The following is a 25,284-nucleotide window of genomic DNA, read 5'->3' as shown; positions in this document are numbered from 1 at the left end:
CGGAGCATCCGAATTGGCACGAAAACTTGCCGGCCTGGCAAGATCGGCGACATGGACGAGACGGACGAGGTGCTCGACGCGGTCGGCCCCCGGCTGCGGGCGCTGCGCAAACACCGGGGCCTGACCCTGGCCGAGCTGTCGGCGACGACCGGGATCTCGGAAAGCACCTTGTCGCGACTGGAAAGCGGCGGCCGCCGTCCTACGCTGGAGCTACTGCTGCCGCTGGCCCGCGTGCACGGCGTGCCGCTCGACGACCTCGTCGGCGCTCCCCGGACCGGCGATCCGCGCATCCACCTCCAGCCGATCCACCGGCACGGCATGACGTTCCTGCCGCTCACCCGGCGGGCCGGCGGGGTGCAGGCATTCAAGATGCTCATCCCCGGCCGGGACGTGCCGGCGGAACCCACGCCGCAGACCCACGGCGGCTACGAATGGGTGTATGTCCTCAATGGACGGTTGCGGCTGGTGGTCGGCGACCGCGACATGGTCCTGCCGCCCGGTGAGGCCGCCGAGTTCGACACCGCGCTGCCGCATTGGCTCGGCTCGGCCGACGGGAAGGCCGTCGAAACCCTCGTCCTTTTCGGACCGCAGGGTGAGCGCGCGCACGTCCGGGCGCGTTAGTGTCCTTCGTCGGAAATACGGTGCGTGTCTCGGCGGATCCAGGTTTCTGCCGGCAAGGCGCCGGTTCGTCCTCGTACCGGGTCGTACTCGGGCGGACCGGCGACGCAGCCGGCAGGAAGCTGGGCCGCCGAGACACGTGCCGGATTTCCGACGGAGGACACTAGAGCCAGTCGTGCTCGCGGGCGTACCGCGCTGCCTGGTGCCGGGTCTGCGTCTGGGTCTTCTGCATGGCGTTCGAGAGGTAGTTCCGCACCGTGCCCTGCGCGAGATGGAGCCTGGCGGCGATCTCGGCGACGGAATACCCCTCGCCGGTCACCCGCAGCACCTCCAGCTCCCGCTCGGTCAGGGGACAGTCGTCGACGACGGCGAGCGCGGAGACGTCCGGGTCGATCCAGCGTTTGCCCTGGTGCAGGGTGCCGATGACGAACGTGATGTGCGACGGCTCGGCGGCCTTGCTCACGAAGCCCTGGACACCGAGTTTGAGAGCCTTGCGGAGCACGCCGGGTTTCGCGTGCCGGGTCAGCATGAGGATGACCTGGTTCGGCCGGGTGCGGCGGATCTCCGCGACCGCGCCCAGCCCGTCCACCCCGGGCATTTCGAGGTCGATGACGAGAACGTCGGGCTCGTGCCGCAAGGTGGCCTCGACGGCTTCCTCGCCGTTCTCCGCCTCGGCCAGGACGGTGATCTCGCCTTCGAGCGGGAGTAACGCGGCCATCGCCTTGCGCAGCAGGGCTTCGTCGTCGGCGAGCACGACCGTGGTCATCGTTCCTCCCGGGCGGGGAAGGACGCGGCCGTCACGAACTGCCCGTCTTCCTGTCCCACCGTCAGTTCACCGCCGTCCGCGACGACACGTTGTTCGAGCGCGGCCAGCCCGCGGAGTTCGGGCAGCGGCGCTCGCTGGGCACCGTCGTTGACGATACTGATGCTCCATTCCGACAGCGTGATCCGCACGCGGGTCGCCTGCGCGTGGCGCAGGATGTTGGTCGTGGTCTCACGCAGGACCTGGCCCAGCAGCCTGCCCGCCGCCGGATCGACGTCCGCCTCGCGGTTGACGCGCACACGGATCCCCGCCGCCTCGAACAGGTTCCTCGCGTTCTCCAGTTCGGCGGAGAGGTTGAGCCGGCGCTGGGCGTAGGCGAGTTCCTTCGTCTGGGTGATCGTGTCGGCCACGAGCGCGTGGATCTCGCCCAGTTCCTGTTTGGCCCGCTCGGCGTCGAGGTCCACCAGCTTCCTGGCGAGCGCGGTCTTGAGCTTCACCACGTGCAGCGTATGGCCCTGGATGTCGTGCAGATCGCTCGCGAACCGGACACGTTCCCGGATCACGGCCAATTCCGCCTCCCGCTCGCGGGACTCCTCCAGCTCCTTGACGACGTCGTAGAACCGCTTGTTGGGGAACATGAGCCCGAGCACGACGGCGGTGATCGCGGCCGGGACGAAGACGAAGCTGACCAGCTCACCGGAGACGTCTTCGTGGGAGACCAGCAGCCTCAGCGCACCCACTCCCGCGACGTACGCGACCAGCGCGACGGCCGCCGCGGCCCGGTGGCGGGGCAATTGGGGGACGACGAGGGAACCCACGAGGAAGACACCGAAGAACGCCGAACTCCCGCCGGCCACCAGCACCGAGAACGGCCACACGGCCGCCGTGACGACCAGGCACGGGATCGCCACCCGCAGGACCTCACCCGCCGCCCACCGCACGAAGGCGACCAGCGCCGCCAGCACGCCCACACCCAGGACGACCGCGTGCCACCAGGTCCGCGCGTCGGACGCGACCACGATCACCCCGCCGACGACCAGCAACGGGACGAACATCGTGAGGTTGAGCCTGCGCAGCTGTCCCTTCGCCGGCTCGGTGTCCACATCAGACATGAGTCCAGTATCGGCCCTCCGCGAAGGCGGGCACCAGTGACACCGCGTCATACCCGTGCATGACATGACCGCACTGGTCGGGCCGCGTCCTAGCGACTGAAATCGGGTCATGACCTCGACAGCAATCGACGTTGACCGCCTGAATCTCAAGTACGGCGACTTCCACGCCGTGAAGGATCTGTCCTTCCAGGTCCGGCAGGGCGAGTTCTACGCCCTGCTGGGCACGAACGGCGCCGGGAAGACCTCGACCCTGGAAACCCTGGAAGGACACCGGAACCCGACGTCGGGCACGGTGCGGGTGCTGGGGAAGAGCCCGCGGGACCGCGCCGCCGTCCGCCCCGAGATGGGCATCATGCTGCAGGAGAGCGGTTTCTCACCGGATCTGACGGTGCAGGAATCGATCCGCCTGATCGGGAGCCTGACCCGGCGCACGGACCGGCTCGAACGGGTCCTCGGCATCGTGGACCTGACCCGCAAAGCCGACACGAAGGTGTCCCAGCTTTCCGGTGGCGAGAAGCGGCGGCTCGACTTCGCGACCGCGGTGTACGGCTCGCCGCGGCTGGTGTTCCTGGACGAGCCGACGACCGGGCTGGACATCCAGTCCCGGGACGCGCTGTGGGACGCGGTCGACAAACTCCGCGAGGACGGTTCGACCATCGTGCTCACCACGCACTACCTGGAAGAGGCCCAGCAGCGCGCCGACCGCATCGGCCTGATGCACCGGGGCACCTTCCACCAGGAGGGCACGGTCTCCGAACTCACGCGGACACTGCCCGCCGTGATCCGGTTCTCCCCGCCGCCCTCGGCTCCGGCGCTGCCCTTGCAGGGCAAGCGCGAACACGACGGGAAGTTCGTCATCGAGACCTTCGGCCTGCAGAAGGACCTGCACGTCCTGCTGCGGTGGGCGCGGGACAACGCCATCGAACTGCGGGATCTCGAGGCAGGGCCGACGCGGCTCGACGACGTGTTCCGCGCCATCGACAACGACTAGCCACAAAGGACTCCCATGCTATCGATAGCCCGTAGCGAACTGATCCAGATCTTCCGGAACCGCTCAGTCCTGATCACCAGCTTCGTGATGCCGCTGGCCATCTCCGCGTTCTTCGTCTACCAGCACGAAGTCTTCGCCAAGATCGGCAGTCTCGGCTACATCGCGGCGATCGTGATGTTCACCGTATGCGCGTTCGGCCTCTACACCAGTGCCGTGACCACGCTGGCCTCGCGGCGGCAGAACCTTTTCCTCAAGCGTCTGCGCTCCACCGCGGCGGGCGACGCGTCCATCCTGGTCGGCCTGGTGCTTCCGGTCACGGTCATCTCACTCGTCCAGGTCGCGGTGATCATGATCGTGCTGGGCGCGGTCACCGGAACACCCGCCGACGTCGCCCTGCTGGTGGCGGCGGTGCTCGCCAGCGTCGCCATGATGATCGGCCTCGGCCTGGCCACCGCGGGCCTGACCAACTCCCCCGAGCACGCCCAGGTCACCACCTTGCCGGTCAGTCTGGGCGTGATCGCCGTCGCCAGCTGGGTCGGCATCTCCGGCACCGACGAGCTGACCTGGCTCAAGCGCCTGCTGCCCGGGGGCTCGGCTACCGAACTCGCCGTCAACGCCTGGAACGGTGGCGTGGCCATCAGCGATTCGCTGCTCCTGCTCGCCCCGACCTTGGCGTGGGTCGTCGTCGCCGTCGTCCTGGCGTCGAAGCTCTTCCGCTGGGAGCCGCGCCGATGACCGTCCGAAGTGGAATGAAACTTCTTCCTGTTCTCGTCGCCGCCTTGGTGACCACGGCGACCCCGGCGGTCGCGTCGGCGGCACCTGCGCCGAACTGGGGGCCGTGTCCCGAAGAGGCGGCGGGCCTCGGCCTGGACTGCGGCACCATCCAGGTCCCGCTGGACTACCGCGACCCCGGCGGCAGGACGATCGAGATCGCGATCTCCCGCCTGGCGAGCACCGAACCGCAGAAGCGCCGCGGCGTACTGCTCACCAACACCGGCGGCCCCGGCGGTGAAGGGCTGGCTTTCCCGGCCACCCTCAAGAAACTGAACATCCCGCAGGAGGTGCTGGACAGCTACGACGTCATCGGGATGAACCCGCGCGGCGTCCACAACAGCACGCCGGTGACGTGCGGACTGTCCCCCGCGGAGCATCCGAGCAACATCCCGAGGTACGCCGGGAACTCGGCCGACGTCACCACCGAGGCGCGGCGGGTCGCCGCCGTCGCCGCGAAATGCGGTTCCTCGGCCACCGCCCCGCTCCTGCCGTACCTGACCACCGCCAACACCGCCCGCGACATGGACCGGGTGCGCGAGGCGCTCGGCGAGCGGAAGGTGAACTACTTCGGGATTTCGTACGGCACCTACCTCGGCTCGGTGTACACGTCGTTGTTCCCCGAGCGCAGCGACCGGTTCCTGCTCGACAGCGCGACCGGCCCCGGCGGCTGGGACGCCTCCTTCTCGCGCCTGTTCGGCCAGGGCGTCGAAGACCGCTTCCCGGACTTCGCGAAGTTCGCCGCCTCCAAGCCCGAATACGGCTTGGGCCGGACGCCGGCGCAGGTGACGGCGAAGTACTTCGAGCTCGCCGCGCGGCTGGACAGGACACCGAGCCCGGACGGCTACAACGGCCAGGTGTTCCGCCACGTCACGTTCGCCGATCTCTACTACGACAAGCAATTGCCGCATCTGGCCGAGACCTGGCGCGCGCTCGACACCGGGAAACCCGTACCGACTTCCTTTGGCGCCGATTACCCGTCGGACAACTACATCGCGAGTCAGCTGCACGTGATCTGCAACGACTCCGACTGGCCGGAGGACGTCGAGACCTACCGGCGCAACGTCGCCATCGACCGCTTCCGCCACCCGCTGTTCGGCGCCGCGGCCGCGAACATCACGCCGTGCGCGTTCTGGCCTTCCGAACCGATCGAACCGCCCGTGAAGATCACCGGCCGCGGCCCGTCGAACGTCCTGATCGTGCAGAACCTCCGCGACCCGGCCACTCCGCCGGCGGGCGCACGGAAGCTGCGTCAAGCCTTCGGCGACCGGGCCAGGATGGTCACCGTCGACCAGGGCGGACATCTGGCGTACCTGTACAAGGACAACCAGTGCGCGAACGACCTCGCGACGGAGTTCCTGGTCGGCGGGACGCGACCGCGGGATGATTTCGCCTGCTGATCCGGCGTTTGTCGGTCCTGACTGGACCGCTGATGCGGCACTGTGTGGATTTCGGGACGTTGGATGTCCCGAAATCCCCACGGTCGTGCGTGATCGGACCGGCCCCGCAATCAGTCGACTGAATGCGAGAAAGACCAAGCGGTTCAGGTCCCGGTTCAGCGGTCGCGTTCCTTGGCGAACAAGGACTTCGACCACACATACCCGGCGACCGAGAGCAAGACGCACCAGCCGATCGCGAGCCGGCCGCTGCTGCCGATCGGAGTGCCGAGCAGCAATCCGCGAAGGCCAACTTGGCGCCACGATGCGCCAAAATGGCATCAATGCAGGTCAGAGCCGTTTTGCCCCTTCGTCCAGTCTCCACTGGCGGGGGAAGCAGGACGCGGGCGTACGCGTTGCCGGGATCGTTCACGGCGGGCCAGAATCGCCACGAGCCGCGCGGGAAGGAAGCGACCCGCCATCGCGTGTGGGGGTCACCCGAGGCGGGCCGCTACCCGGTTCCCCACCGTACAAGAGCACCACCCGCTCATGCGGGTAACGCTTTTTGTCCCTGCGGCTCTTGACAGAACGAAGATCCACAGTGGACAGAAGAGAGCATATGCGACCAGTTCGGGTGAGCGTCTGCGCACTGGACCCCATCACGAAGGCCGGAATGGTCGACCTCCTCGAAGCGCGCCCGTCCGTGCAGGTGGCCGCAGACCGGGCACGGGACGAAACCGATGTCGTCGTCGCCGCGTTCGACCGGCTTTCCGGCGACGCGGTCACCGCGTTGCGTGCGGCCACCGCCGAATTCGGCAAGCCGATCGTGCTGGTGACCGACCGGATCGAGGAGGGCGGCCTCGCGGTGGCGGTGTCGTGCCGGGTGGTCGCCATCCTGCCGAGGTCGGCGATGACCGACTCCCGGGTGGCCGACAGCGTCCGTGTCGCCGCGTCGGGCGCCGTGGGCCCACCGCGGGATCTGCTCGGCAGGCTGGCCGAACACGCCGAGCGGCTGCACCGGGAGATGCTCGCGCCGGCCGGGCCCGCCGGGGCGGCGCTCTCCTCACGGGAGATCGATGTCCTCCGCCTGATGGCCGACGGGCTCGACACACAGGAGATCGCCACCGAACTCGCCTATTCGGAGCGCACGGTCAAGAACGTCATCTACGCCGTCACCGACCGGCTACGGCTGCGGAACCGGTCGCACGCGGTGGCCTACGCGATCCGGGAAGGGGTCATCTGAAGACGCTCAAATGAGACCCTCGCGCAGCGCGTACGCCACGACGTGGGTGCGGTTGCGCAGATTGAACCGGCTGAGCAGGCCGTGCAGGATGTTCTTCACGGTCCGGTCGGAGTAGGCCACCCGCCGGGCGATCTCGGCGGTGTCGAATCCTTCCGCGAGCAGCCGGAGGACTTCGGTCTCGCGCGGCGACAGACCGCTGAGCGTGAGCTCGCGGGGCTCGAGGACTTCCTTGTGCAGCCGCGAAATCCCGCGGAGCAGGCTGCCGAGCTGATCGGCGGGAAGATCGCCCCGGCCGGCGTGGGCGTCGGCGACCGCGCGCAGCAGCCGCCCCGGCGTCGCCTCGGAGCGCGCGACGACGACGGCGAGCCCGCGTTCCACCGCGGCCCACAGTTCGGCCTGGTTGGGCTCATCGGCCACCAGGACCAGCCGCGCGGACCCGGCCGGGATGCGCCGCGGGTCGTTCCCCGCGACGGCGACGAGGACGTCGGCCTGCGCAGGGTCTTCGCGCAAGCTGATGCCGGGCCCGTCGCCGAGCGCGCTGCGCAGCCCCGCCCGCACCAGCGGATCGGCGGCGTGCACGGCGACCCGGATCTCCTCGGTCCGCACGACCGGGCGGACGGGCGTCGTCATGATCGTCGACATGCCTTCCAGGTAACCGGCCCGCGAGAAGGCCGGACAAGCGGAAGCAGGGGGCAGCTTTTCGTCATCGGAAGCCTGCCGGTTGAATGGGCCGCGGTGGAGGCGAACGAAAAGCGGTCGGTGTTCGGCAAGCTCCTGCTCGAACACCGGCGGGCCGCGGGGTGGACACAGGGGCGCCTGGCCGAGGCCTCCGGTATCAGTGTCCGTGCCCTCCGCGAACTGGAGCGCGGCCGCGCGCGAGCCGCCCAGCAACGCTCCGCCGAGGTGCTGGCCGACGCGCTCGGCCTGACCGGCGGCGACCGGGAGTTCTTCCTGACCGTCGCCAAACAGGGACGTCGCCGGAATCCGGCGCTGGCCGCCCAGGCCGCGGCGACGTGCGCGCTGCCCGCGCCCACCGCGGATCTGTCCGGCCGCGAAAGCGAGCTGGAGCAGCTGTCCGCGAAGGTCGCCGAAGGTGGTGGCGTGGTCGCGATCGTCGGGCAGGCCGGGGTCGGGAAGACCGCGCTCGCGGTGACCGCCGCGGATCTGTGGCGCGCGGAGTTCCCGGACGGGGGCTACGCGGTGGACCTGCGCGGGATGGACGAACGACCGCTGAGCGCCGGGACCGCGCTCGACCGGCTGCTGCGCGCGCTGGACGTCGCGCCGGGGCAGGTGCCCGCGTCCGAAGCCGAACGGTCGGCGTTGCTGCGGATGCTGCTCGAAGGCCGCAAAGTCCTGCTGCTGCTCGACAACGCGGCCGACGAAGCGCAGATCCGGCCACTGCTGGTCACCGGGCCCGGCTCCCTCACCCTGATCACCTGCCGCCGGACGCTCGCCGGGCTCGAAGGCGCCCGGTGGCTCGGGCTCGAAGCGCTTTCGGACGACGGCGCGACCGGCCTGCTCGCCAAGATCGTCGGCGCCGACCGGGTGCGGGCGGAGCCCGCCGCGGCACGCGAACTCGCCGAGCTGTGCGGGTATCTGCCGCTCGCGCTCAGGATCGCGGGCAACCGGCTCGCCACCCGGCCGCAGTGGTCCCTGGCCCAGCTCGCCGACCGGCTGCGCGACGAAAGCACCCGGCTGCGCGCGCTCGCGGCGGGCGATCTGCGGCTGCGCTCGGCTTTCGACCTGTCCTACCGCGCGGTCTCGCCCGAGGCTCGGCGGCTGTTCCGGTTGCTGGCGACCGTGCCCGGCGCCGACTTCGGTCTCGAACTCGCGGCCGTCGTCTCCGGCGCGTCGCCCGCCGACGTCCGCGACCAGCTCGACGAACTCGTCGACGCCAGCCTCCTGCAGACCACGGCGGAACCGGAGCGGCACCAGTTCCATGACCTGATTCGCCTGTTCGCCGAGGAACGGTTCGAAGCGGAGGAAGACCCGGCCGCACGGGACACCGTGCTCGCCCATCTGCTCGGCAAGGCGGCGGAGGCGGCCAGGCTGTTCTACCCCAAGGCGCCGGAGACCGGCCGGTTCGGCTCACGGGAAGAGAGCGCCCGCTGGCTGGACGTCGAAGGCGGGAACTGGGTCGCCGCGCACCGCGTGGCGGCACGGAAGGGTATGCAGCGGGAGGTCAGGGACCTCGCCGTCGCGTTGCACTGGTACTCCGACGGGCGGAGTACCCAGCGGCCGTGGTGGGAGATCTTCTCGCTCGGCGCGGCCGCGGCGAACGCGCTCGGCGACGCCGGGGCCGAGGCGAAGCTGCTCAACTTCGTCGGCTGGGCCGCCAGCGTCTGTCTCGGCGACGACGAGGGCGCTGTGGCGGCGCACCGCCGCGCGCTGGACATCGCCGCCGGGATCGGCGACCGCGTCGAGCAGACCTGGGCGTCCATCTATCTCGGCCAGGTGCTGCGGTTGACCGGAAGAGACGATGAAGCGTTCGAGTTCGCGAAGCGCGGGTACGAGCTGGCGCGCGAACTCCCGTTCTGGGACGGGCAGACCACGGCACGCAACCTCTACGGGCGCGCGCTGCTCAACGCCGGACGGCATTCCGAAGCGCTCGCCGTGCACCGGGCCGTGCTTTCCGACGCCGAGCGCCTGGCGGGCGAGACGTACCCCGGTTTCCATCGGCTGCTGAAGGCCCTGACCCTGCGCGCCATCGGCGACGTGCTCGGCGATCTCGCCGAATGGCGGGAGGCGGCGGGCCACTACCGCACCGGCCGATGGCTCGCCTGGGAAGGCGGTTTCGACGCCTTGGAGGCGACCTGCGCCTTCCGCGAGGGGCGGGCCTGGCGGGAGGCCGGTGCCTTCGAGGAAGCCAGGGAGTGCCTCACCCTGGCCATGGACCTCTCCGCCGGGCCGTCCTCCGGCGCGTTGCGCGAGCAGGCTTCGGCCGAACTGGCGCTCCTGCCAGCGGAGCGCCGACTAAGCTTCGGACCGACAGAGCGGGAGGGCCGATGACGGACGCGGACGGGCAGAGCCCGCGGGAGCGCTATCGCGACCAGGTGCGCGCGGAGATCAAGCAGCACGCGTGGGAACAGATCGCCGCCGCCGGGGTGCCCGCGCTGTCGCTCAACGCGATCGCCAAACAGGTCGGGATGAGCGGTCCCGCCCTGTACCGGTACTTCGCCAGCCGCGACGATCTCGTCACCGCGCTCATCCGCGACGCGTACCGGAGCCTCGCCGACACCGTTCGCGCGGCGTTCGACGGCGGCGCCGATCTGGCCGGGCTCGCCGTCACCATCCGGGACTGGGCCCGGAGCGACCCGCAGCGCTACTTCCTCATCTACGGCACGCCCGTTCCCGGCTACCACGCGCCCGAGGACACCACCGCCATCTCGAGCGAGGTCATGGCCGTGCTGCTCGAAGCGTGCCGCGCGTTCACCGTGGACAAGCCGGAAACCCCGTTCGACAAGCATCTGGACGGCCATCGCGACTGGGCGGGCGACGATCCGGCACCGTCCTCGACGCTACACCGCGCGCTCTCGTTCTGGACCCGGCTGCACGGCGTGCTCTCGCTCGAACTCGCCGGCCACTTCACCGGCATGAAGTTCGACCCCGACCTGTTGATCGCGGACGAACTGGACGATCTCACGACCCGGTGACCCGATCGCCTTCGCAGTGAACCTTTCCCACCCGGCGGGCGTCTTGCCCTGTGACGACGCGGCCGGCCGAGGTTGACATACAACGTTGTATGGTTATACCTTCTAAGTAACGCAATAGCTATTAACGCTGGCGCCTTCGGATGGGGACTTCGCCATGATTCACGGGGAGAAGACCAGCAGGACGACCGATCGCGTCAGAGTCGCCGTGTACGCCCCGGACCTGCTGGCCGGGCTCGGCACGACGAGCATCCTCGGCGCCGACGATCGGCTGGACGTGCTGCCCGGCACCGACCTCGGACCCGCCGAAGTCATCGTGACGGTCGGAGATTCGATCGGCGACGGGGTTTTCACGTTCCTCCGCCAGGTTCGCGCCGCGTCGACACTCGCCACGCCACCGAGATGCGTGATCGTCACCGACCATTTCCCGGTCCAGGTGCTGATGACGGCGATCGAATGTGGCATGGCCGCGTTGCTGCCGCGGCGCGACCTCGACGGCGAGCATCTGGTGCGGACGATCCTCGCGGTCAGCCAGGGCGCGGGCGTGCTGCCACCGCGCCTGCAGGGCAGCCTGCTCTCCCAGCTCGAACGGATCCAGGAAGACCTGCTGGCCCCCAACGGCCTCGCGTTGTCCGGCCTGTCCGACCGGGAACGAGAAGTCCTCCGCCTGCTGGCCGACGGCCATGGCACGGAAGAGATCGCGACCGAACTCGCCTATTCGGAGAGCACCGTGAAGAACGTCCTCCACCGGGTGATGTCTCGATACGGCCTGCACAACCGCACGCACGCCGTCGCCTTCGCGTTGCGCACCGGCTCGATCTGACGAGGCTCCGTCAGTGCACCGAGCCGACCGCCGGCTTGAGCACCTCTTCGCACCACTGACGGAACGTCGTCGGCGTGGTCACTTCCGGAGTCCGCGGCTCGGCGTTGTCGACCCCCGCCTCCTTGGCGAGCATCATGTCGACCATGTTCGAGTTGCGTCGCGCGGAAGTCCTCAATGGACACCTGCCGATAGCGCACCGACCGCCCGAGGACGTCGGACATGATCTCCGCGAGAGCGTTCTGGGACAGGTGGGTATCACGTACCTGCCCGTCGACGACGTGGAGCCCACGGCCCTCGCCGTGATGTGGCCGCAGGAGTCCCGCTCAGCCCTCGGTCACCGGAGCTGAACGCGGCCCAGCAACCGGTCCACCAGCTCGGGAAGCGGCTGCTCCTCCGGACCTTCCAGCCACAGCACGTTCCCCGTCCGCAACGTGGCGAGAAAGGTCGCCGCGGTGAGCCTGGCCAGCTCCTGATCGAGGCCGTGCCCCCTGGCGAGCAGCACCGCGATCAGGTCGCGTTCGAGAGCGAACTGATCGCCCGCCTGCCGCGCGAGCAGCGACGGATGCCGTCGCAGCAGCCGTAGCTGCGCCACCCATTCACGGTCGGGGACGGGGTGCGCCCGGTACAGCTCCCGGCACGCCGCCCGCAGCGCCTGCCAGGGCTTCTCGCCCGGCGGCCTGCCCTCGACCAGCGACACCAGCAGCCCGGTGCGCTCGCGGTCGGCGTGCAGGATCGCGTCCTCTTTGTTCGCGAAGTAGTTCGAGAACGTCCGCCGGGAGACGCCCACCGCGTCGGCGATGTCCTCGACGGTCACGCCGTCCAGCCCGTGCTCCATCGCCAGCCGGAGCGCGGCCTCGTGCAGCGATTGCCGCGTCGCCGCCTTCTTGCGGGTGCGCAGCGTGTCGAGGGTGTCCACCCGGACAGCGTAGCGAGGGGAATAAAGTTCTCACTGTGCAAGTTTGCACAATGAGCAACAATTGCCGCTCGAAAGGACGTCATGAAGACCGAGGGAACGACGGCGGAGGCACCGTCAGGGGCGATGGGACACCGCCAGGTGCTCGAATCGCTGTCCGGTCTGCTGCTCGCGCTGCTCGTGGCGATGATCAGCTCGACGGTCGTGTCGACCGCCCTGCCGTTGATCATCGGCTCGCTGAACGGCACGCAGACGCAGTACACGTGGGTGGTCACGGCCACCCTGCTGGCGGCGACGGCCACCACCCCGATCTGGGGCAAACTCGCCGATCTGTTCAACAAGAAGACGCTGGTGCAGATCGCGATCGTGATCTTCGTGATCGGTTCGACGATCAGCGGGTTCAGCCAGAACACCGGGCAGCTGATCGCCGCCCGGGCGTTCCAGGGCATCGGCGTCGGCGGCCTGCAGGCGCTGGTCCAGGTCGTGATCGCCGCGATCATCCCGCCGCGGGAACGCGGCCGCTACAACGGTTACCTCGGCGCGGTCATGGCGGTCGCCACCGTCGGCGGGCCGCTGCTCGGCGGCCTGATCGTGGACGTGCCGTGGCTCGGCTGGCGCTGGTGCTTCTTCGTCGGCGTGCCGATCGCGGTGGCGGCGTTCATCGTGCTGCAGCGGACCCTGAAGCTGGAGACCGTGCGCCGGGAAGGCGTCCAGGTGGACTACCTCGGCGCGGGTCTGATCGCGGCGGGCGTGAGTGTCCTGCTGATCTGGGTCTCGTTCGTCGGCAACGGCTTCGACTGGCTGTCCTGGCAGACGGCCGTGATGGTGGCGGGCGGCATCGTCCTCCTCGCCTTCGCCGTGCTGGTGGAGCGAAAGGTCCGTGAACCGGTCGTCCCGTTGCACATCATCACCCGGCGCACCCCCGCGCTGGCGATCATCGCGAGCCTCGCGGTCGGGATGGCGATGTTCGGCGGCGCGGTGTTCCTCGGCCAGTACTTCCAGGTCGGCCGCGGCTACTCCCCCACCGAAGCCGGTCTGCTGACCATTCCGCTGATGGGCGGCGTGCTCGTCTCGTCGACCGTGTCCGGGCGCCTGATCAGCCGCACCGGACGGATGAAGCCGTACATCGTGGCGGGCACGATCACCCTGGTGATCGGCTTCCTCGGGCTGGGCACCGTCGACCACGCCTCGCCGCTGTGGCTGGTCGGCGTCGCGATGGCGATCGTCGGCGTAGGTGTCGGCATGACGATGCAGAACCTCGTCCTCGCCGTGCAGAACACCGTGCCGCTGCGGGATCTGGGCGCGGCCAGCGCTTCGGTCACGTTCTTCCGGTCGCTCGGCGGCACCATCGGCGTCTCGGTGCTGGGCGCGGTGCTCGCGAACCGGGTCACCGCCGACCTGTCCACCGCGCTGCACGTACCGGCGGGCCAGGCGTCGACGGGCAGCGTCAGCGCGCTGAACCTCAAGGCGCTGCCGCCGGAGGTCCAGACGATCGTGCACACCGTGTACGGCGACGCGACCGCGCACATCTTCCTGATCTCCGCGGCGGTGGGTGTCGTGGGCGTGATCGCGGCGCTGCTGCTCAAGCCGCTCACCCTGCGCACCACGCTCGACGTGGAGACGGAAGCCCCGGCGTCCGACGCGGTCGTCAGGTAGGCGTGTGATGAACGGGGCCTTCGAGTCCACTGTGGAGCGTTTCGGCCCGCCCCGGCACCACACGGGGCGGGCCATCCTGGCCGGGGTCGACGGCTCCGACACGGCGATGCGGGCGGCCGCCTTCGCCTTCGGCATGGCCCGGCGCGAGGGCGGCAGGCTGATCGTCGCCTTCGTCTGCCGTCCGGCGCTCGGTCCCGCAATCGCGGCGACGGTGGAACACGACACGGCAGTGCAGCTCTACGAAGAGATCCGCGAGCAGATCCGCACGGCGGCCGAAGAGCTGGAAGTGCCGGTCAGCTTCCTGAAGACCTTCGGCGATCCGTACACCGCGCTCCGCGACACCGCCGACCGCAGCCAGGTCGACACCGTCGTGGTCGGCGCTTCACAGAAGGCCGGTCACCGGTTCGCGGGATCGGTCGCGACCAAGCTCATCAGGACCGGGCACTGGCCGGTGCTGGTGGTTCCCTGACGACCGGCCGCCGAGGCCCTTCCCGCGCTGGCCGACGGTGTCTTCGACGTCGTGGTCGTCGAGAGCTGGGAGAACCTTCCGCTCACCCGCCCGCCCGCGACCCGCTGGACCGGACTGCGCGACGACTCGGCGATGATCGTGCTCCCGGCCGGGCATCCGCTGGCCGGCGCGGATTCGGTGCGCGCCGAAGACCTCGCGGACGCGATCTGGGTCGCCTGGGCCCGGCCGACGCTGGCGAACGCCTGGATCCGCCAGACGCTGCGTGAACGCGGGATCGAACCGATCGTGCGGCATACGGTCAGCGGGTTCGGCACCCAGTTCGCCGTCGTCGCCGGGCTCGGCGCCGTCACGCTGGTGCCGGGCATGGCCACCACGATCGCGCCGCCGACCGTGGTGTGCGCCCCGCTCGAACCGGTCCTGCATCGGCAGCTCTACGCGGTGCAGCCGCAGGGGGAAACGCGGCCCGCTGTCGCGGAGTGCGTCGGGGCCCTGGTGGAGGCCGCGAGATCTTGGGGCTCGTGAGCGGCAGTACGGCCCGGTACATGAATACCTCCTTCCTGTACCTAGGCGCAAGGAAGGGGGCCTTCACGCGCAGCTGCTGACTGTTGGTGCCTGTGGGGCGAACGTGACGATTATCGAGTCCGTGAAGGCCTCCTTCCCTACCCTCAAGGTAGGCAAGGAGGCCTTCACCACCTTCTGCCCGAGGGATGGGGGCCTCATGTACTCGGGAGTGAGGATCAGCCGCGACCGCAGAGGGCGTGGTCGATCACCGGATCCAGCGGGTTCCCCGCCGGCGGTTCGGCACCGGGGTGGTACGGCGTGAGCGTGTTCAGCGAAACCATCACGCTGCGCTTGCCGTCCTCGGTCACGCCGTTTCCCGTCAGGTAGCCGGGCAGCGCGCCGCCGTGGCCCCAGTAGTCACCACAGGAAGTAGTCGACTTCACCAGGCCGAGCCCGTACGCGCCAAGACCCGGCGCGGGCACGGTCTTCTTCATCTCCGCCAGCATCGACGGCGGGAGCACCCTGCCGCCCAGCAGTGCCCGGAGGAACTTGTTGCCGTCCTCGGTGGTGCTGTTGATCGATCCGTCCGCTCCCCCGCCCATCGACGGATTCATCAGGGTCACGTCCACCCGCCGTCCGAGCCGCGGCGGATTCGAGCCCTCGACGACGAACCGGTCGTACCCTCGCGCGTGCGGGGCCGGGATGAACGGCGACGTGTACGGCAGGGTGGTCTCGCGCAGGCCCAGCGGGCGGACGATCCGGTCGATGATCTCCTGCTGCCAGTCCCGGCCGGTCACCTTCTCGGTGATCATCCCGGCGAGCACGTAGTTGGTGTTGGAGTAGCCCCAGCTCGTCCCGGGTGCGAACTCCGGCGGCTTGCCGACCGCCAGCTTCACCGCGTCGGATGCGCTGAGCTCGTCGAACCGGTGACGCAGAAAGCCCTTCTCCGTGAACAGATCGAGTTCCGCCATGTAGTCGTGCAGCCCGCTGGTGTGCTGAAGCAACTGCCGGACGGTGATGGCGTTGCCGTCGTTGCCGTTCCCGCTCACCACCCCCGGCAGCCACCGATCCACATTGTCCCCCAAGGAAAGCCGTCCCTCTCCGACGAGCTGGAGCAGCGTCGCGGACAGGAACGTCTTGCTGAAACTCGCGATCCGGAAATGCCCGTCCCATGGCACCGGTGTCCGGGTCCGCAGATCGCCGTGGCCGCTGCGCACCTTGACGCTGCCCCTGGCCGTACTGACCTCCACGAGCGCGCCGGGTGAACCGTTCGCCACGAGTGTGTCTGCGTCGCGCTGCAGTGTCCGCTGCAGCGGTGGCGTCGCGGACGCGACGGCCGGGGAAACGAGCGTTGCCGCGCAAATCGCGGCGATGACCACTGAAGTTCGTTTCATACCGGCAAAACTACGAAGCGACGGCGCATTCGGCATCGGTTTGAAGGACGATGCCGCATACCTCCCTGGTACTAGCCGCGAACAGGGGGCGTCTCAGGGTTTCAGGTCCATCCGGAGAAATTCGGTGACGCGGAGCGGTTTCGGCGGGCGGGTCACGCCGTCGGGGAATTCGTCCGCCCCGACGAGCCGCGGACCGGTGAGGTCCACTTCCCGCCCGTCGATCCGAAGCCGCGCTTGCCCCGCGGTCATGATGTTGCGCACCCAGTCCGCCTCCGGGCCGTACACCGGGACGAACAGGTAGCCGCCGTCGACGGGATGCGCGTCGAGCGGCGTGTGGCGGGTCTTTCCCGAGGTGCGGCCGACGTGGATCAGCACCGGGTACTTCCCCGCGGCGATCGCACGGGGGTTGAACACCCGCTTGTTGACGTGACCCCACCATCTCGGCATCGGCATCGGGCTCTCCTCTCGATGGCCTTACACTCGTAAGGTTGGCTTACACCTGTAAGGTTGTCAAGGTGCCGCCTCGCCGATCACTCACCAGGGACCGCGTACTGAAGGCCGCGATCGAAGTCGCCGATCGCGGTGGCGTGGAAGCGATGACGATGCGCCGGGTAGCGCAGCACCTGGGCGTGGAGGCCATGTCTCTGTACCACCACGTGCCGAACAAGGACGCGATCCTCGACGGCGTCGTCGACGCGGTGTTCGCGGCGATCGAGCTGCCCGGCACCGAAATCGCCGACTGGCGTGACGCGATCCGCGCGCGTGCTTCGTCCGCACGCGAGGTCCTGTCGCGGCACAGCTGGGCGCTGGGCCTCATGGACTCCCGCCGGAATCCGGGGCCGGCGACGCTCCGCCACCACGACGCCGTCCTCGGCGTCCTTCGGCGAGCGGGATTCACGCTGCCGATGGCGGTGCACGCCGTCTCGCTCATCGACAGCTACATCGGCGGATTCGTACTGCAGGAGTCGAACCTCCCGCTGAGCGAAGACGTCCCGGGGGTCGCGGACGACATCCTCGACACCCTGCCGCGTGACGAGTTCCCTTATCTGGCCGAGGTGATCACCGAGCACGCCCAGCGGCCGGGTTACGACCACACGAAGGAATTCGCCTACGGCCTCGACCTCATCCTGGAAGGCCTCGAAGCCCGCAGGAAATGACTCAGCGGCCCACTCCCGGCAGCGCGAGGGCCAACCGCGCCACCGGCGGCAGCGGCGACCGTTCCGGCACGGCCCGGAAGGCCTGGATCACGAGCGCGGCGAACCGGCGGGACGCCGCCACCTGCGCGGCCGCCGAAGCGGCCTGGATCCCGTTGTTGGCCATGAGCATGAGGATCAGGTCGTCGAGGACGAAGTCGGGGCGCAGTTTCCCGGCGTCCTTGGCCCGGCCGGCCAGCTCGGCGATCGCCTTGAGCGCGTAGTCACGATCCGCGGTGAAGTCCACCGCCTTGGGAAAGGCCGAGACGAAAGCCGCCGTGAAGCCCCGGTCGCGCGAATGCACCTCGCAGATCTTCTCGATCACGGAACAGAAGCCGCGCCATGGATCCGGGTCGGCGAGCCCCTCGTCGACGACGGCGTGACAGGTGCGCATCTGCTCGGCGAACGCCTCCGTCGCCAGGATCTCCTTGGTCGGGAAGTGGCGGTACAGCGTCGCGGGGCCGACTTCGGCGCGGCGCGCGACCTCCCGCAGCGGCACGTTCAGGCCCTCGGTGGCGAACAGCACGCGGGCGGCTTCGAGGATGCGTTCGCGGTTGTCCGCGGCGTCGGAGCGCGGGATCCGAGACAAATGATCGGTCACCGCTCTCACTTTAGCCAAAACGGACGGGGGCGTCCGTTAACGTCCGCCGGACCAGTGATCAACGACCAGGAGACGAAATGCGCGCAGTCGAGATCCGGACGTTCGGCGCCCCCGAGGGCCTCGCCGTGATCGACGTCCCCTCCCCCGTTCCCGCCGAGGGAGAAGTGCTGATCAGCGTGGAAGCGATCGGTGTCGGCGGCGTCGACACCGTGATCCGCAGCGGCGCTCTCGCCGGTTTCGGTTTCCAGGAAGGATTCGTCCCCGGCAACGAGGTGGCCGGTACCGTCACGGCGGTCGGCGGCGGCGTCGATCCGGCCTGGGCCGGGCGGCGCGTCTGGGCGTTCACCGGCGAGGGCGGCGGCTACGTCGAACAAGCGGCCGTCCCGGCGGAGAAGATCGTCCCCCTTCCCGAGAACCTGCCGGCCGCCGACGCGGTGGCCGTCGGGACTTCCGGCATGGTGGCGCATTTCGCTCTCGCCCACGCCCATTTCACGGCGGGCGAGTCGGTGCTGGTGCGCGGTGCGGCGGGCAGCATCGGGATCATGGCGGCGCAGCTCGCGGCGCACGGTGGCGCGAGCGCCGTGGCGGTCACGACGTCCTCGGCCGAACGCGGCGACCGCCTGCGCGAGCTGGGGGCGACCCACGTCCTCGACCGGTCCGGCGAAGGGGACGGGCCGGCCGGTTACGACGTCATCATCGACATCGTGTCCGGTGTGGACATGCCGTCCTTCTTCGACCGGATGAATCCGAACGGCCGCATGGTCGTCGTCGGCGTCGTCGCGGGCATGCCCCCGGAGGACTTCGGCACGAAGCTGATGGCGACCTTCCGGAAGTCCCTGTCGTTCGCGGCTTTCAGCGCGGACTCGATCCCCGAGCCGGACCGGCGGGCGGTGATCGCGGATCACTTCGGCGCGGCGGCGCGCGGCGAACTGCGCGCGGTGGTGCACGAGGTGCTGCCGCTGGAGAAAGCCGTTCTGGCGCATCGGAAGATGGACGACGGCGATGTGTTCGGCAGGATCGTCCTGACCCCGTAGACCGGTCCATTGTGGAGTGCCGTGTCACCCGGTCAGTGCAAGTTTCCCCATCGCGTGCGCCGTCGCACTAGGCTGCCCACTCGTGCCCGATCCGATACCCCAAAGACCCGGATTCACGGCGGTCGGCTTGCGGCCGCTCTCGGACGGCGAGAGCACCGGCGCCTACTGCGTGAACGACGCCGGGGTGATCGTGGGCGAGTCGGGGTCGCGGCCGGTGCGCTGGGACCGCGACGAGGATCCCACGCCGTTGCCGATCCTCGACGGCTGTTCCGGCGGACGCGCGGTCAGCGTCAACGCCGCGGGGGTCATCGCGGGTTCACTCCTCGCCGGAGAGCAACTCCGGCCCGTGTGCTGGCGGCCCGACGGCCGGGTGCGCGCGCTCGAACTCCCCGACGGGGCGGTCTCCGGCACGGCGTGCCGGGTGAACGCACGCGGGTCGATACTGGGGAACGCGATGTGGCCGGGCTATCGCTGGCGGGCACTGCGCTGGGAACCGGGCGGGGAAGCCGTCGAACTCGCCTCCCTGCCCGGGGACGGCGAGACGCAAGGGGAGGACCTGAACGGGCTGGACGAAGTCGTCGGATCGGCCAGGAACAGCTCGGGCGTCCGCACCGCGGTGCGCTGGTCGTCGTCGGGGAAGATCAGCACACTGCCCCCGCCCCGCCGCGCGACGGCGTGCGGGATCACCGACTCCGGCGCCATCCTCGGCGACGGGGTCGTGTGGAACCGTGACGGAGGCACCGTCCTGCTGACCGGGGAACCGGAGTTCTCCGCGGGACAGGTCGTCCGGATCACCGGAGGAGGTGTCGCGATCGGCTGGGGCCTGACCCCGGACCGGCGCGGCATCGGCGCGCGCTGGGATCGCGATGGACGGCCCACCGTGCTCCGGCCCCTGCCTTCTGACGTCGCCAGCACGTGTTTCGACATCGACGAAGCCGGGACCGTCGTCGGCGAGTCCGAGAGCCCGGAAACGGCGCGGCCGGTGTGCTGGGACGCGGACACGACACCCTTCCCGCTCCCGTCCCCCCGCGGTATCACGGCGGTCATGGCCCAGCACATCAACGCGAGCGGCACCGTCATCATCGGCTACGGCTTCGCGGCGGACAGCTCCGCATACCGCGGGATCGCCTGGCACCGTTCGTGAAGCCGCCCGGTCAGGCCGTCGCGAGCTCGATCGCCCGCCGCATCGCCTCGTCGAGCGGAGTCCCGAGGCGGAGGGCCGTTCGCCCGGCGGCGAAGACCGCCCCAGTGGCCGAGCCGACCAGCGCCGCGGCGTCGACCTCGTCGATCTCGCAGGCTTGGCACAGCGCGGCCGAAAGCCGCTCCTGAGCGTCGAAGGCCCGCTGCAGCATCGTCGCGCGCAACGACGGCACCGACGTGATCAGGTCCAGCCGGATCCGCTCGGGCGCGGCCGCCGGATCGCGGAGCCCAGCGCCCGCCTCGGCGAGCATCCCGAGCATCGCGCGCCGCAGAAGCGTTGCAGGTGTCTCTCCCGCCTCGCGCGCGGCGAGCACGTCCAGGCCCACGCGCAGAATGTGCTCGCCGTCGCCGGTGAGGACCAGGTCTTCCTTCGTCGCGAAGTGGTTGAAGAACGTCGCGGTGGACACCTCGGCGGCCGCGGCGATCTCGGCGGTGGTCGTCCGGTCGTAGCCCTGCCGTTCGAAGAGCCGGTACGCCGTCTCGATCACCACCTTCCGGGTGCGCCATTTCTTCCGTTCCCGCAACCCCACCGGCTCGATCATGACGCCAGCGTACTGGATCGACGTCAAAATTAGATCTACTCTAATTTTAGAGTCTATCTACCCGAGGAGCGCCGCATGGTCCTCGACGCGTTCCTCGACCGGCTGGAATACCGTGAGCCCCGTCCGGCCGGCTCCGGCCACGCTCCGGAACCTGCACCGCGCGTGGCGGCTGCGAGTGCCCTACGAGAACCTCGACCTCCAACTCGGCAAGACGATCCTGCTCGACCCGGAAGCGTTGATCGACAAGTTCACGCGCCGTCGGCGGGGCGGGCTCTGCTATGAGATGAACGGTGCGCTCGCCCTTTGCTGCGGGCGGCCGGATTCGAGGTGACCGTCGTGGCAGCCGCCGTCCTGCGCTCGACTCGCGGCGAAGGCCAATGGGCAACCATATCACCCTGCTGGTCGACGTCGACGGCGAGACCTGGCGGATGCACCACCATCCCGGTGGCACGGTCGACTCCTGCGACTTCCGCACCGTGCCCCGCGAGGTCACCGAATTCGCCGAACGGGACGAGATCAGGTCGCCGGAGTCCCGTTCGCCAGGGTGCTCGTGGCTCAACATCATCGTGACGGACGCGAGCTGGCACTTCGCGCGCGCACGGTCAGACGCGGCGACGGCGAACGCCGCACGCTGTCCTCTCTCGACGAGTTCGCCCAGACGCTGCGGGAGTTCCGGATCCCGGTGGAGGACATCGGCGCCGGGGAACTGGCGGCCCTCTGGCCAAGACCGAAGAGCAGCACGAGGCGTGGCTGGCCATCCAGGCGAAGTCGGACGACAGGGGTTGAACCCGCCTGTCCGGGGTATGCCCTGATCATGGAAGTCGACGCCGTGGTGATCGGATCGGGGCCGAACGGCCTGGTCGCGGCCAATCTCCTGGCCGACGCCGGCTGGGAGACACTGGTCATCGAGGCCACCGCCAAGCCCGGTGGCGCGGTACGGACCGAGGAACTCACCGCTCCCGGTTTCCGCAACGACGTCTACAGCGCTTTCTACCCGCTCGGTGCGGCGTCGCCGGTGCTCGCCGGGCTGGATCTCGAAGACCACGGCCTGCGGTGGCGGCACGCCCCGGCCGTGCTGGCGCATGTGCTGCCCGACGACCGGTACGTCCTGCAGTCCCGTGACCTTGACCGCACCGCGCGTTCCGTGGCGCAGTTCGACAAACGGGACGCGGACAAGCTGCGGGCCGAATACGCGAACTGGCGGCGTCTGCGCGAACCGCTGCTCGACGCGATCGTGCGCCCCTTTCCGCCGGTGCGGCCGGGGGCGCGGCTGGTCAAGACGCTCGGCACGGCGGAATCGCTCCGGCTGGCGAGGATGCTGACCTTGACCGCCCGCGGTCTCGGCAAGGAGAAGTTCGACGGCGAGGGCGCCCGTCTGCTGCTCGCGGGCAACGCCATGCACACCGACCTCGGCCCGGACCAGGCCGGGAGCGGTGTCTTCGGCTGGCTGCTGACCATGCTCGGTCAGGACGTCGGATTCCCGGTCCCGGAAGGCGGGGCTGGCTGTCTGACCGACGCGCTGGTAAATCGGCTGTCCGCCAGGGGCGGGGAGATCGTCTGTGGCACGCCGGTCACCGAAGTGACGCTCTCGGGCGGCCGTGCGGTGGGTGTCCGGGACGCGGACGGCCGACGGGTGCGTGCCCGGCGGGCGGTGCTCGCCGACGTCCCCGCTCCGGTGCTCTACCGGGATCTGATCGGCGCCGGGCACCTTCCCGCGCGACTGGTGTCCGATCTGGACCGGTTCGTCTGGGACGACGCCACGATCAAGGTGGACTGGGCGTTGTCCTCGCCCATCCCGTGGAGCGCCACCGAAGTCGGCGAGGCCGGGACCGTCCACATCGGAGCGGATCTCGACGGCCTCGCCGGGATCGCCAACGACCTGGCCTGCGGGCGAGTGCCCGGCGACCCGTTCCTGCTGCTCGGGCAGATGACCACCGCCGACCCGACCCGCTCCCCCGCCGGCACCGAATCGGCCTGGGCCTACACGCATGTGCCGAGGGGCGAGACCTGGTCCCCTTCCCGGTTGCGCAGCCACGCGGACCGGATGGAAGAGGTCATCGAGAGGCACGCACCCGGTTTCCGCGGCCTGGTCGCGGGCCGGGCGATCGCCGGGCCCGCCGAACTGGAGGAAGGGAACCACAGCCTGGTGGAAGGTTCGATCAACGCCGGGACCGCGGCCATCCAGCAACAACTGTTCTTCCGGCCCGTCCCCGGTCTCGGCCGGGCGGACACCCCGATCGACCGGCTCTTCCTGGCGTCCGCGTCGGCGCATCCCGGTGGCGCGGTGCACGGCGCGCCCGGATCGAACGCCGCCAGGGCGGCCCTCGCCCGGGACGGCTGGGCCGGTTCCGTCTACCGCGCGACGGTGCGTGCCGCGCACCGCGCCGTCTACCGATGAAGATCGTCGTCACCGGCGCGAGCGGGAACATCGGGACCGCCCTGCTCCGGGCGCTGGCCGGAGACGAGCACGACGTGCTGGGAGTGGCACGCCGCCGCCCCGACACGACGGCCGCGCCCTACTCGTCGGCCCGCTGGGTCCAGCAGGACATCGGCGCGAACGACGCCTGGCCGCGGTTGACCGAGATCTTCGAAGGCGCCGACGCCGTGGTGCACCTCGCCTGGGCCATCCATCCGCGCGCCGACGATCCGGCGATGCGCCGGACCAACATGGCGGGCAGCGCGAACGCCCTGCGCGCGGCCGCCGACGCCGGCGTGAACCACATCGTGTGCGCGTCGTCGGTCGCCGCCTACACACCGGCCGACCGGTGGGACGAGGTGAATGAGGAATGGCCCTGCGGCGGACTTCCGGAAAGCGCCTACAGCGCGGGAAAAGCGGCTTTCGAGTCCAAATTGGACGAATTCTGCCGTGATCAGCCGGGGATCGGGGTGGCGCGGATCCGTCCGTGCGGTGTCGTGCAGCCGGACGCCGCGGCCGAGTTCTCGGGGTGGCTGCTCAGCCCGCTGGCGCCACCGTTACCGCTGGGCGGCAAAGGGCTGCCGGTGCCGTTGTGGCCGGGGCTGCGGATGCAGGTGGTGCACTCCGACGATGTGGCACAAGCGATCCGGGCGATCCTCGACCGCCGTGCGACCGGTGCGTTCAACCTCGCCGGCGAGCCCGTCCTCGACAGCCGCGACCTCGCCGCGCTGGCAGGCGGGTTCCGGGTTCCCGTCCCGTTGAGGCTGCTGACCGGACTGGCCTGGCCGAGCTGGCGGCTGGGCCTGCAACCACTGCATCCGTCCTGGCTGCGGCTCGCTGACCGAGCGTCCCTTGTGGACACCCGGCGCGCACGGGAGGAACTCGGCTGGCGACCTCGGCACGACGCGGCGGCCACGATCAGGGAACTGCTCGCCGCCATCCGCGCCGGGCGACGGGGCGACAGCCACCCCCTCGACCCGCCTCGCGACCGGATCCGGCTCGGGCGGCCGAGCCATCAGGATCAGTCTCGCGGTTGAGCGGCTGAAAAGTCCGTCCTCAATCGGCGGCTTCGCGCCCCTTGGCGAGATCCGCGAGACGTCGCAGGGATTCCCGGTTCCTCGGTACCAGGAAGAGCGCCTGCGCGGCCTCCGGCAGCACGCGGCCAGGCCCGCGGGTCGCCTGCTCGGACATCAGGATCTCCGTGGTCGCCGACGCGGTTTCCCGCAGTTCCAACCGGATCCGCGCGGTACCGAAAGGCCAGGCCCGCGCCTCGAGTTCGAGCAGCCTCGGCGGGTCGACGGCGTGCACCTTGGTGACGTCGTCGAGCAGGAGGGGCCAAGAGCCGACGCAGTGGTGGATCCGCGTTCCCCTCGCCGGCCAGCCCTTGTCGACGTCACGAATGTGGGAGGCTCCCACGACCCAGGCCGCGTAGGTCCAGCCGTCGGCGAGCACCTCGAACACGCGCTCGGGAGAAGTGTCTACCGTCATCTTCACGTCGACCATGAACTCATCCGCCCTGGATACCCGGCCGGCTCGTTTCCGGCTCGCTTCACCCGAGCCGGATACCCTGCGGCGGCAAGGGCAAACCCGTGCCGCCCGTCTGACGGGGAGTTCAGTCGCGCCAGCGGTTGTTGAGGAAGGCGTCGTCCTCGTCGTCCGCCGGTGCCGGGCGTGCGCGGGGAGCGCGCCGGGGCGTGTCCCGCCCCGAGCGGACAGGCGGCTCCGAAGCGAACGGAGCCGCCATGTCCACAGGGTCGTCTTCGAAAGGTGACGCCGCCCCCGGCTGCGCGTGCGACCGGTCGGTGCTCCAACCGGACTTCGTCTTGCGCTGCCCCAGCTCCCGCCGGTGCTCGACGTAACGCTGAGCGGTCTGGACCTGTTTGGTCATGAACTCCTGCGAGCTCGCCTTGATCTCGTCGGCGCGTTTGTCCCGCAGCGCCCGGCGCTCCGACTGCTCGCGGACCAGGCCGTCCAGGGTCGCCTTCATGGTGGCGGTGTCATCGGCGCTCATCTGTTCT

At 69.8% G+C, this 25,284-nt stretch carries 28 protein-coding genes; 17 read left to right on the top strand and 11 right to left on the bottom strand.

The genetic code is table 11. The features are described from left to right. Window positions 1-51 precede the first annotated feature (51 nt). On the top strand, window positions 52-621 hold the full coding sequence (locus LCL61_RS19530; RefSeq protein ID WP_340688167.1) for an XRE family transcriptional regulator: 570 nt from the start codon (window positions 52-54) through the stop codon (window positions 619-621). A 160-nt stretch (window positions 622-781) separates the two neighbouring features. Here LCL61_RS19530 and LCL61_RS19525 read toward each other — a convergent pair whose 3' ends face one another. Next, window positions 782-1,384 carry a response regulator transcription factor gene (locus LCL61_RS19525; protein WP_340688166.1) on the bottom strand — a complete coding sequence of 201 codons (603 nt, stop codon included), beginning with the start codon at window positions 1,382-1,384 and terminating at the stop codon, window positions 782-784. Continuing rightward, the gene (locus LCL61_RS19520) at window positions 1,381-2,484 is read right to left on the bottom strand and encodes a sensor histidine kinase (RefSeq protein WP_340688628.1); all 1,104 of its coding nucleotides are present in this window, start codon (window positions 2,482-2,484) and stop codon (window positions 1,381-1,383) included. The genes LCL61_RS19525 and LCL61_RS19520 overlap by 4 nt, the downstream gene beginning before the upstream one ends. Window positions 2,485-2,602: 118 nt before the next feature. Between LCL61_RS19520 and LCL61_RS19515 the strand changes: the two genes are divergently transcribed. From LCL61_RS19515 to LCL61_RS19500, 4 genes are all read left to right on the top strand, one after another. Further along, window positions 2,603-3,484: an ABC transporter ATP-binding protein gene (locus LCL61_RS19515; protein ID WP_340688165.1), complete on the top strand. Its 882-nt coding sequence runs from the start codon at window positions 2,603-2,605 to the stop codon at window positions 3,482-3,484. A gap of 15 nt (window positions 3,485-3,499) precedes the next feature. Beyond that, window positions 3,500-4,219 (top strand): ABC transporter permease, encoded by a 720-nt coding sequence (locus LCL61_RS19510; protein ID WP_340688164.1) that lies wholly within the window; start codon window positions 3,500-3,502, stop codon window positions 4,217-4,219. 14 nt (window positions 4,220-4,233) lie between these two features. Beyond that, the gene (locus tag LCL61_RS19505) at window positions 4,234-5,655 is read left to right on the top strand and encodes an alpha/beta hydrolase (protein WP_340688163.1); all 1,422 of its coding nucleotides are present in this window, start codon (window positions 4,234-4,236) and stop codon (window positions 5,653-5,655) included. A gap of 649 nt (window positions 5,656-6,304) precedes the next feature. Next, window positions 6,305-6,874, top strand: a complete 570-nt coding sequence (locus LCL61_RS19500) for a helix-turn-helix transcriptional regulator (RefSeq protein WP_340688627.1) — start codon at window positions 6,305-6,307, stop codon at window positions 6,872-6,874. A gap of 6 nt (window positions 6,875-6,880) precedes the next feature. On the opposite strand, the gene LCL61_RS19495 is transcribed toward LCL61_RS19500, so the two are convergent. After that, window positions 6,881-7,516, bottom strand: coding sequence for a helix-turn-helix transcriptional regulator (locus tag LCL61_RS19495; protein ID WP_340688162.1), 636 nt, complete (start codon window positions 7,514-7,516; stop codon window positions 6,881-6,883). 93 nt (window positions 7,517-7,609) lie between these two features. Between LCL61_RS19495 and LCL61_RS19490 the strand changes: the two genes are divergently transcribed. The 3 genes from LCL61_RS19490 (at window position 7,610) to LCL61_RS19480 (ending at window position 11,347) form a co-directional block, all read left to right on the top strand. Then, entirely contained in the window at window positions 7,610-9,883 is a 2,274-nt protein-coding gene (locus tag LCL61_RS19490; protein ID WP_340688161.1) for an ATP-binding protein, read from the top strand. Next, window positions 9,880-10,527, top strand: a complete 648-nt coding sequence (locus LCL61_RS19485; protein WP_340688160.1) for a TetR/AcrR family transcriptional regulator — start codon at window positions 9,880-9,882, stop codon at window positions 10,525-10,527. Before LCL61_RS19490 ends, LCL61_RS19485 begins: the two co-directional genes overlap by 4 nt. A 154-nt stretch (window positions 10,528-10,681) precedes the next feature. Further along, window positions 10,682-11,347, top strand: a complete 666-nt coding sequence (locus LCL61_RS19480) for a response regulator transcription factor (protein ID WP_340688159.1) — start codon at window positions 10,682-10,684, stop codon at window positions 11,345-11,347. Between the two features lie 10 nt (window positions 11,348-11,357). On the opposite strand, the gene LCL61_RS19475 is transcribed toward LCL61_RS19480, so the two are convergent. Then, complete coding sequence (locus tag LCL61_RS19475) at window positions 11,358-11,522, bottom strand: hypothetical protein (protein ID WP_340688158.1); 165 nt, start codon at window positions 11,520-11,522, stop codon at window positions 11,358-11,360. Between the two features lie 159 nt (window positions 11,523-11,681). Beyond that, window positions 11,682-12,263: a TetR/AcrR family transcriptional regulator gene (locus LCL61_RS19470; RefSeq protein ID WP_072026315.1), complete on the bottom strand. Its 582-nt coding sequence runs from the start codon at window positions 12,261-12,263 to the stop codon at window positions 11,682-11,684. A gap of 81 nt (window positions 12,264-12,344) precedes the next feature. On the opposite strand from LCL61_RS19470, the gene LCL61_RS19465 reads away from it, so the two are divergent. Genes LCL61_RS19465 through LCL61_RS19455 form a run of 3 tightly spaced genes read left to right on the top strand, consistent with a single transcriptional unit; the run spans window position 12,345 to window position 14,907 of the window. Next, complete coding sequence (locus LCL61_RS19465; protein ID WP_340688157.1) at window positions 12,345-13,916, top strand: MDR family MFS transporter; 1,572 nt, start codon at window positions 12,345-12,347, stop codon at window positions 13,914-13,916. Window positions 13,917-13,923: 7 nt separating this feature from the next. Next, a complete protein-coding gene (locus LCL61_RS19460; RefSeq protein ID WP_340688156.1) occupies window positions 13,924-14,385 on the top strand; it encodes a universal stress protein in 462 nt (153 codons plus the stop codon). Between the two features lie 51 nt (window positions 14,386-14,436). Further along, window positions 14,437-14,907 (top strand): LysR substrate-binding domain-containing protein, encoded by a 471-nt coding sequence (locus LCL61_RS19455; RefSeq protein WP_340688155.1) that lies wholly within the window; start codon window positions 14,437-14,439, stop codon window positions 14,905-14,907. 215 nt (window positions 14,908-15,122) lie between these two features. Here LCL61_RS19455 and LCL61_RS19450 read toward each other — a convergent pair whose 3' ends face one another. Both LCL61_RS19450 and LCL61_RS19445 read right to left on the bottom strand, forming a co-directional pair. After that, on the bottom strand, window positions 15,123-16,280 hold the full coding sequence (locus LCL61_RS19450) for a serine hydrolase domain-containing protein (protein WP_340688154.1): 1,158 nt from the start codon (window positions 16,278-16,280) through the stop codon (window positions 15,123-15,125). Window positions 16,281-16,373: 93 nt separating this feature from the next. Then, entirely contained in the window at window positions 16,374-16,733 is a 360-nt protein-coding gene (locus LCL61_RS19445) for a nitroreductase/quinone reductase family protein (protein ID WP_340688153.1), read from the bottom strand. Window positions 16,734-16,795: 62 nt separating this feature from the next. Here LCL61_RS19445 and LCL61_RS19440 point away from each other — a divergent pair, with 62 nt between their 5' ends. After that, on the top strand, window positions 16,796-17,437 hold the full coding sequence (locus LCL61_RS19440) for a TetR/AcrR family transcriptional regulator (protein ID WP_340688152.1): 642 nt from the start codon (window positions 16,796-16,798) through the stop codon (window positions 17,435-17,437). A 1-nt stretch (window position 17,438) separates the two neighbouring features. On the opposite strand, the gene LCL61_RS19435 is transcribed toward LCL61_RS19440, so the two are convergent. Continuing rightward, window positions 17,439-18,074: a helix-turn-helix domain-containing protein gene (locus LCL61_RS19435; protein ID WP_340688151.1), complete on the bottom strand. Its 636-nt coding sequence runs from the start codon at window positions 18,072-18,074 to the stop codon at window positions 17,439-17,441. A gap of 77 nt (window positions 18,075-18,151) precedes the next feature. Between LCL61_RS19435 and LCL61_RS19430 the strand changes: the two genes are divergently transcribed. Next, complete coding sequence (locus tag LCL61_RS19430; RefSeq protein WP_340688150.1) at window positions 18,152-19,108, top strand: zinc-dependent alcohol dehydrogenase family protein; 957 nt, start codon at window positions 18,152-18,154, stop codon at window positions 19,106-19,108. 82 nt (window positions 19,109-19,190) lie between these two features. Next, window positions 19,191-20,252 (top strand): hypothetical protein, encoded by a 1,062-nt coding sequence (locus LCL61_RS19425; RefSeq protein ID WP_340688149.1) that lies wholly within the window; start codon window positions 19,191-19,193, stop codon window positions 20,250-20,252. Between the two features lie 10 nt (window positions 20,253-20,262). On the opposite strand, the gene LCL61_RS19420 is transcribed toward LCL61_RS19425, so the two are convergent. Continuing rightward, window positions 20,263-20,850 carry a TetR/AcrR family transcriptional regulator gene (locus LCL61_RS19420; protein WP_340688148.1) on the bottom strand — a complete coding sequence of 196 codons (588 nt, stop codon included), beginning with the start codon at window positions 20,848-20,850 and terminating at the stop codon, window positions 20,263-20,265. Between the two features lie 112 nt (window positions 20,851-20,962). Here LCL61_RS19420 and LCL61_RS19415 point away from each other — a divergent pair, with 112 nt between their 5' ends. From LCL61_RS19415 to LCL61_RS19405, 3 genes are all read left to right on the top strand, one after another. Beyond that, window positions 20,963-21,181: an arylamine N-acetyltransferase gene (locus LCL61_RS19415; protein ID WP_340688147.1), complete on the top strand. Its 219-nt coding sequence runs from the start codon at window positions 20,963-20,965 to the stop codon at window positions 21,179-21,181. Between the two features lie 483 nt (window positions 21,182-21,664). Continuing rightward, entirely contained in the window at window positions 21,665-23,248 is a 1,584-nt protein-coding gene (locus LCL61_RS19410; protein WP_340688626.1) for an NAD(P)/FAD-dependent oxidoreductase, read from the top strand. Next, complete coding sequence (locus LCL61_RS19405; RefSeq protein WP_340688146.1) at window positions 23,245-24,303, top strand: NAD-dependent epimerase/dehydratase family protein; 1,059 nt, start codon at window positions 23,245-23,247, stop codon at window positions 24,301-24,303. The genes LCL61_RS19410 and LCL61_RS19405 overlap by 4 nt, the downstream gene beginning before the upstream one ends. A gap of 19 nt (window positions 24,304-24,322) precedes the next feature. Here the strand turns inward: LCL61_RS19405 and LCL61_RS19400 are convergent, their stop codons facing one another. Both LCL61_RS19400 and LCL61_RS19395 read right to left on the bottom strand, forming a co-directional pair. After that, on the bottom strand, window positions 24,323-24,769 hold the full coding sequence (locus tag LCL61_RS19400) for an SRPBCC family protein (protein ID WP_340688145.1): 447 nt from the start codon (window positions 24,767-24,769) through the stop codon (window positions 24,323-24,325). A gap of 109 nt (window positions 24,770-24,878) precedes the next feature. Beyond that, the gene (locus LCL61_RS19395) at window positions 24,879-25,277 is read right to left on the bottom strand and encodes a hypothetical protein (RefSeq protein WP_340688144.1); all 399 of its coding nucleotides are present in this window, start codon (window positions 25,275-25,277) and stop codon (window positions 24,879-24,881) included. Window positions 25,278-25,284: the final 7 nt, after the last annotated feature.

The sequence above is a fragment of the Amycolatopsis coloradensis genome, from assembly GCF_037997115.1.
In the GTDB taxonomy this organism is placed as follows: Bacteria; Actinomycetota; Actinomycetes; order Mycobacteriales; family Pseudonocardiaceae; genus Amycolatopsis; species Amycolatopsis coloradensis_A.
The sequence above is the reverse complement of the archived record's forward strand: the minus strand, read 5'-3'. Positions and strand labels throughout refer to the sequence as shown.

Bases quoted from the DNA above. Each gene is read 5' to 3' on its own strand.
- LCL61_RS19530 (WP_340688167.1), top strand. From the start codon at position 52: ATGGACGAGACGGACGAGGTGCTCGACGCGGTCGGCCCCCGGCTGCGG.
- LCL61_RS19525 (WP_340688166.1), bottom strand. From the start codon at position 1,384: ATGACCACGGTCGTGCTCGCCGACGACGAAGCCCTGCTGCGCAAGGCG.
- LCL61_RS19515 (WP_340688165.1), top strand. From the start codon at position 2,603: ATGACCTCGACAGCAATCGACGTTGACCGCCTGAATCTCAAGTACGGC.
- LCL61_RS19510 (WP_340688164.1), top strand. From the start codon at position 3,500: ATGCTATCGATAGCCCGTAGCGAACTGATCCAGATCTTCCGGAACCGC.
- LCL61_RS19505 (WP_340688163.1), top strand. From the start codon at position 4,234: ATGAAACTTCTTCCTGTTCTCGTCGCCGCCTTGGTGACCACGGCGACC.
- LCL61_RS19500 (WP_340688627.1), top strand. From the start codon at position 6,305: ATGGTCGACCTCCTCGAAGCGCGCCCGTCCGTGCAGGTGGCCGCAGAC.
- LCL61_RS19495 (WP_340688162.1), bottom strand. From the start codon at position 7,516: ATGTCGACGATCATGACGACGCCCGTCCGCCCGGTCGTGCGGACCGAG.
- LCL61_RS19485 (WP_340688160.1), top strand. From the start codon at position 9,880: ATGACGGACGCGGACGGGCAGAGCCCGCGGGAGCGCTATCGCGACCAG.
- LCL61_RS19480 (WP_340688159.1), top strand. From the start codon at position 10,682: ATGATTCACGGGGAGAAGACCAGCAGGACGACCGATCGCGTCAGAGTC.
- LCL61_RS19465 (WP_340688157.1), top strand. From the start codon at position 12,345: ATGAAGACCGAGGGAACGACGGCGGAGGCACCGTCAGGGGCGATGGGA.
- LCL61_RS19460 (WP_340688156.1), top strand. From the start codon at position 13,924: ATGAACGGGGCCTTCGAGTCCACTGTGGAGCGTTTCGGCCCGCCCCGG.
- LCL61_RS19450 (WP_340688154.1), bottom strand. From the start codon at position 16,280: ATGAAACGAACTTCAGTGGTCATCGCCGCGATTTGCGCGGCAACGCTC.
- LCL61_RS19445 (WP_340688153.1), bottom strand. From the start codon at position 16,733: ATGCCGATGCCGAGATGGTGGGGTCACGTCAACAAGCGGGTGTTCAAC.
- LCL61_RS19430 (WP_340688150.1), top strand. From the start codon at position 18,152: ATGCGCGCAGTCGAGATCCGGACGTTCGGCGCCCCCGAGGGCCTCGCC.
- LCL61_RS19420 (WP_340688148.1), bottom strand. From the start codon at position 20,850: ATGATCGAGCCGGTGGGGTTGCGGGAACGGAAGAAATGGCGCACCCGG.
- LCL61_RS19410 (WP_340688626.1), top strand. From the start codon at position 21,665: ATGGAAGTCGACGCCGTGGTGATCGGATCGGGGCCGAACGGCCTGGTC.
- LCL61_RS19405 (WP_340688146.1), top strand. From the start codon at position 23,245: ATGAAGATCGTCGTCACCGGCGCGAGCGGGAACATCGGGACCGCCCTG.
- LCL61_RS19400 (WP_340688145.1), bottom strand. From the start codon at position 24,769: ATGGTCGACGTGAAGATGACGGTAGACACTTCTCCCGAGCGCGTGTTC.
- LCL61_RS19395 (WP_340688144.1), bottom strand. From the start codon at position 25,277: ATGAGCGCCGATGACACCGCCACCATGAAGGCGACCCTGGACGGCCTG.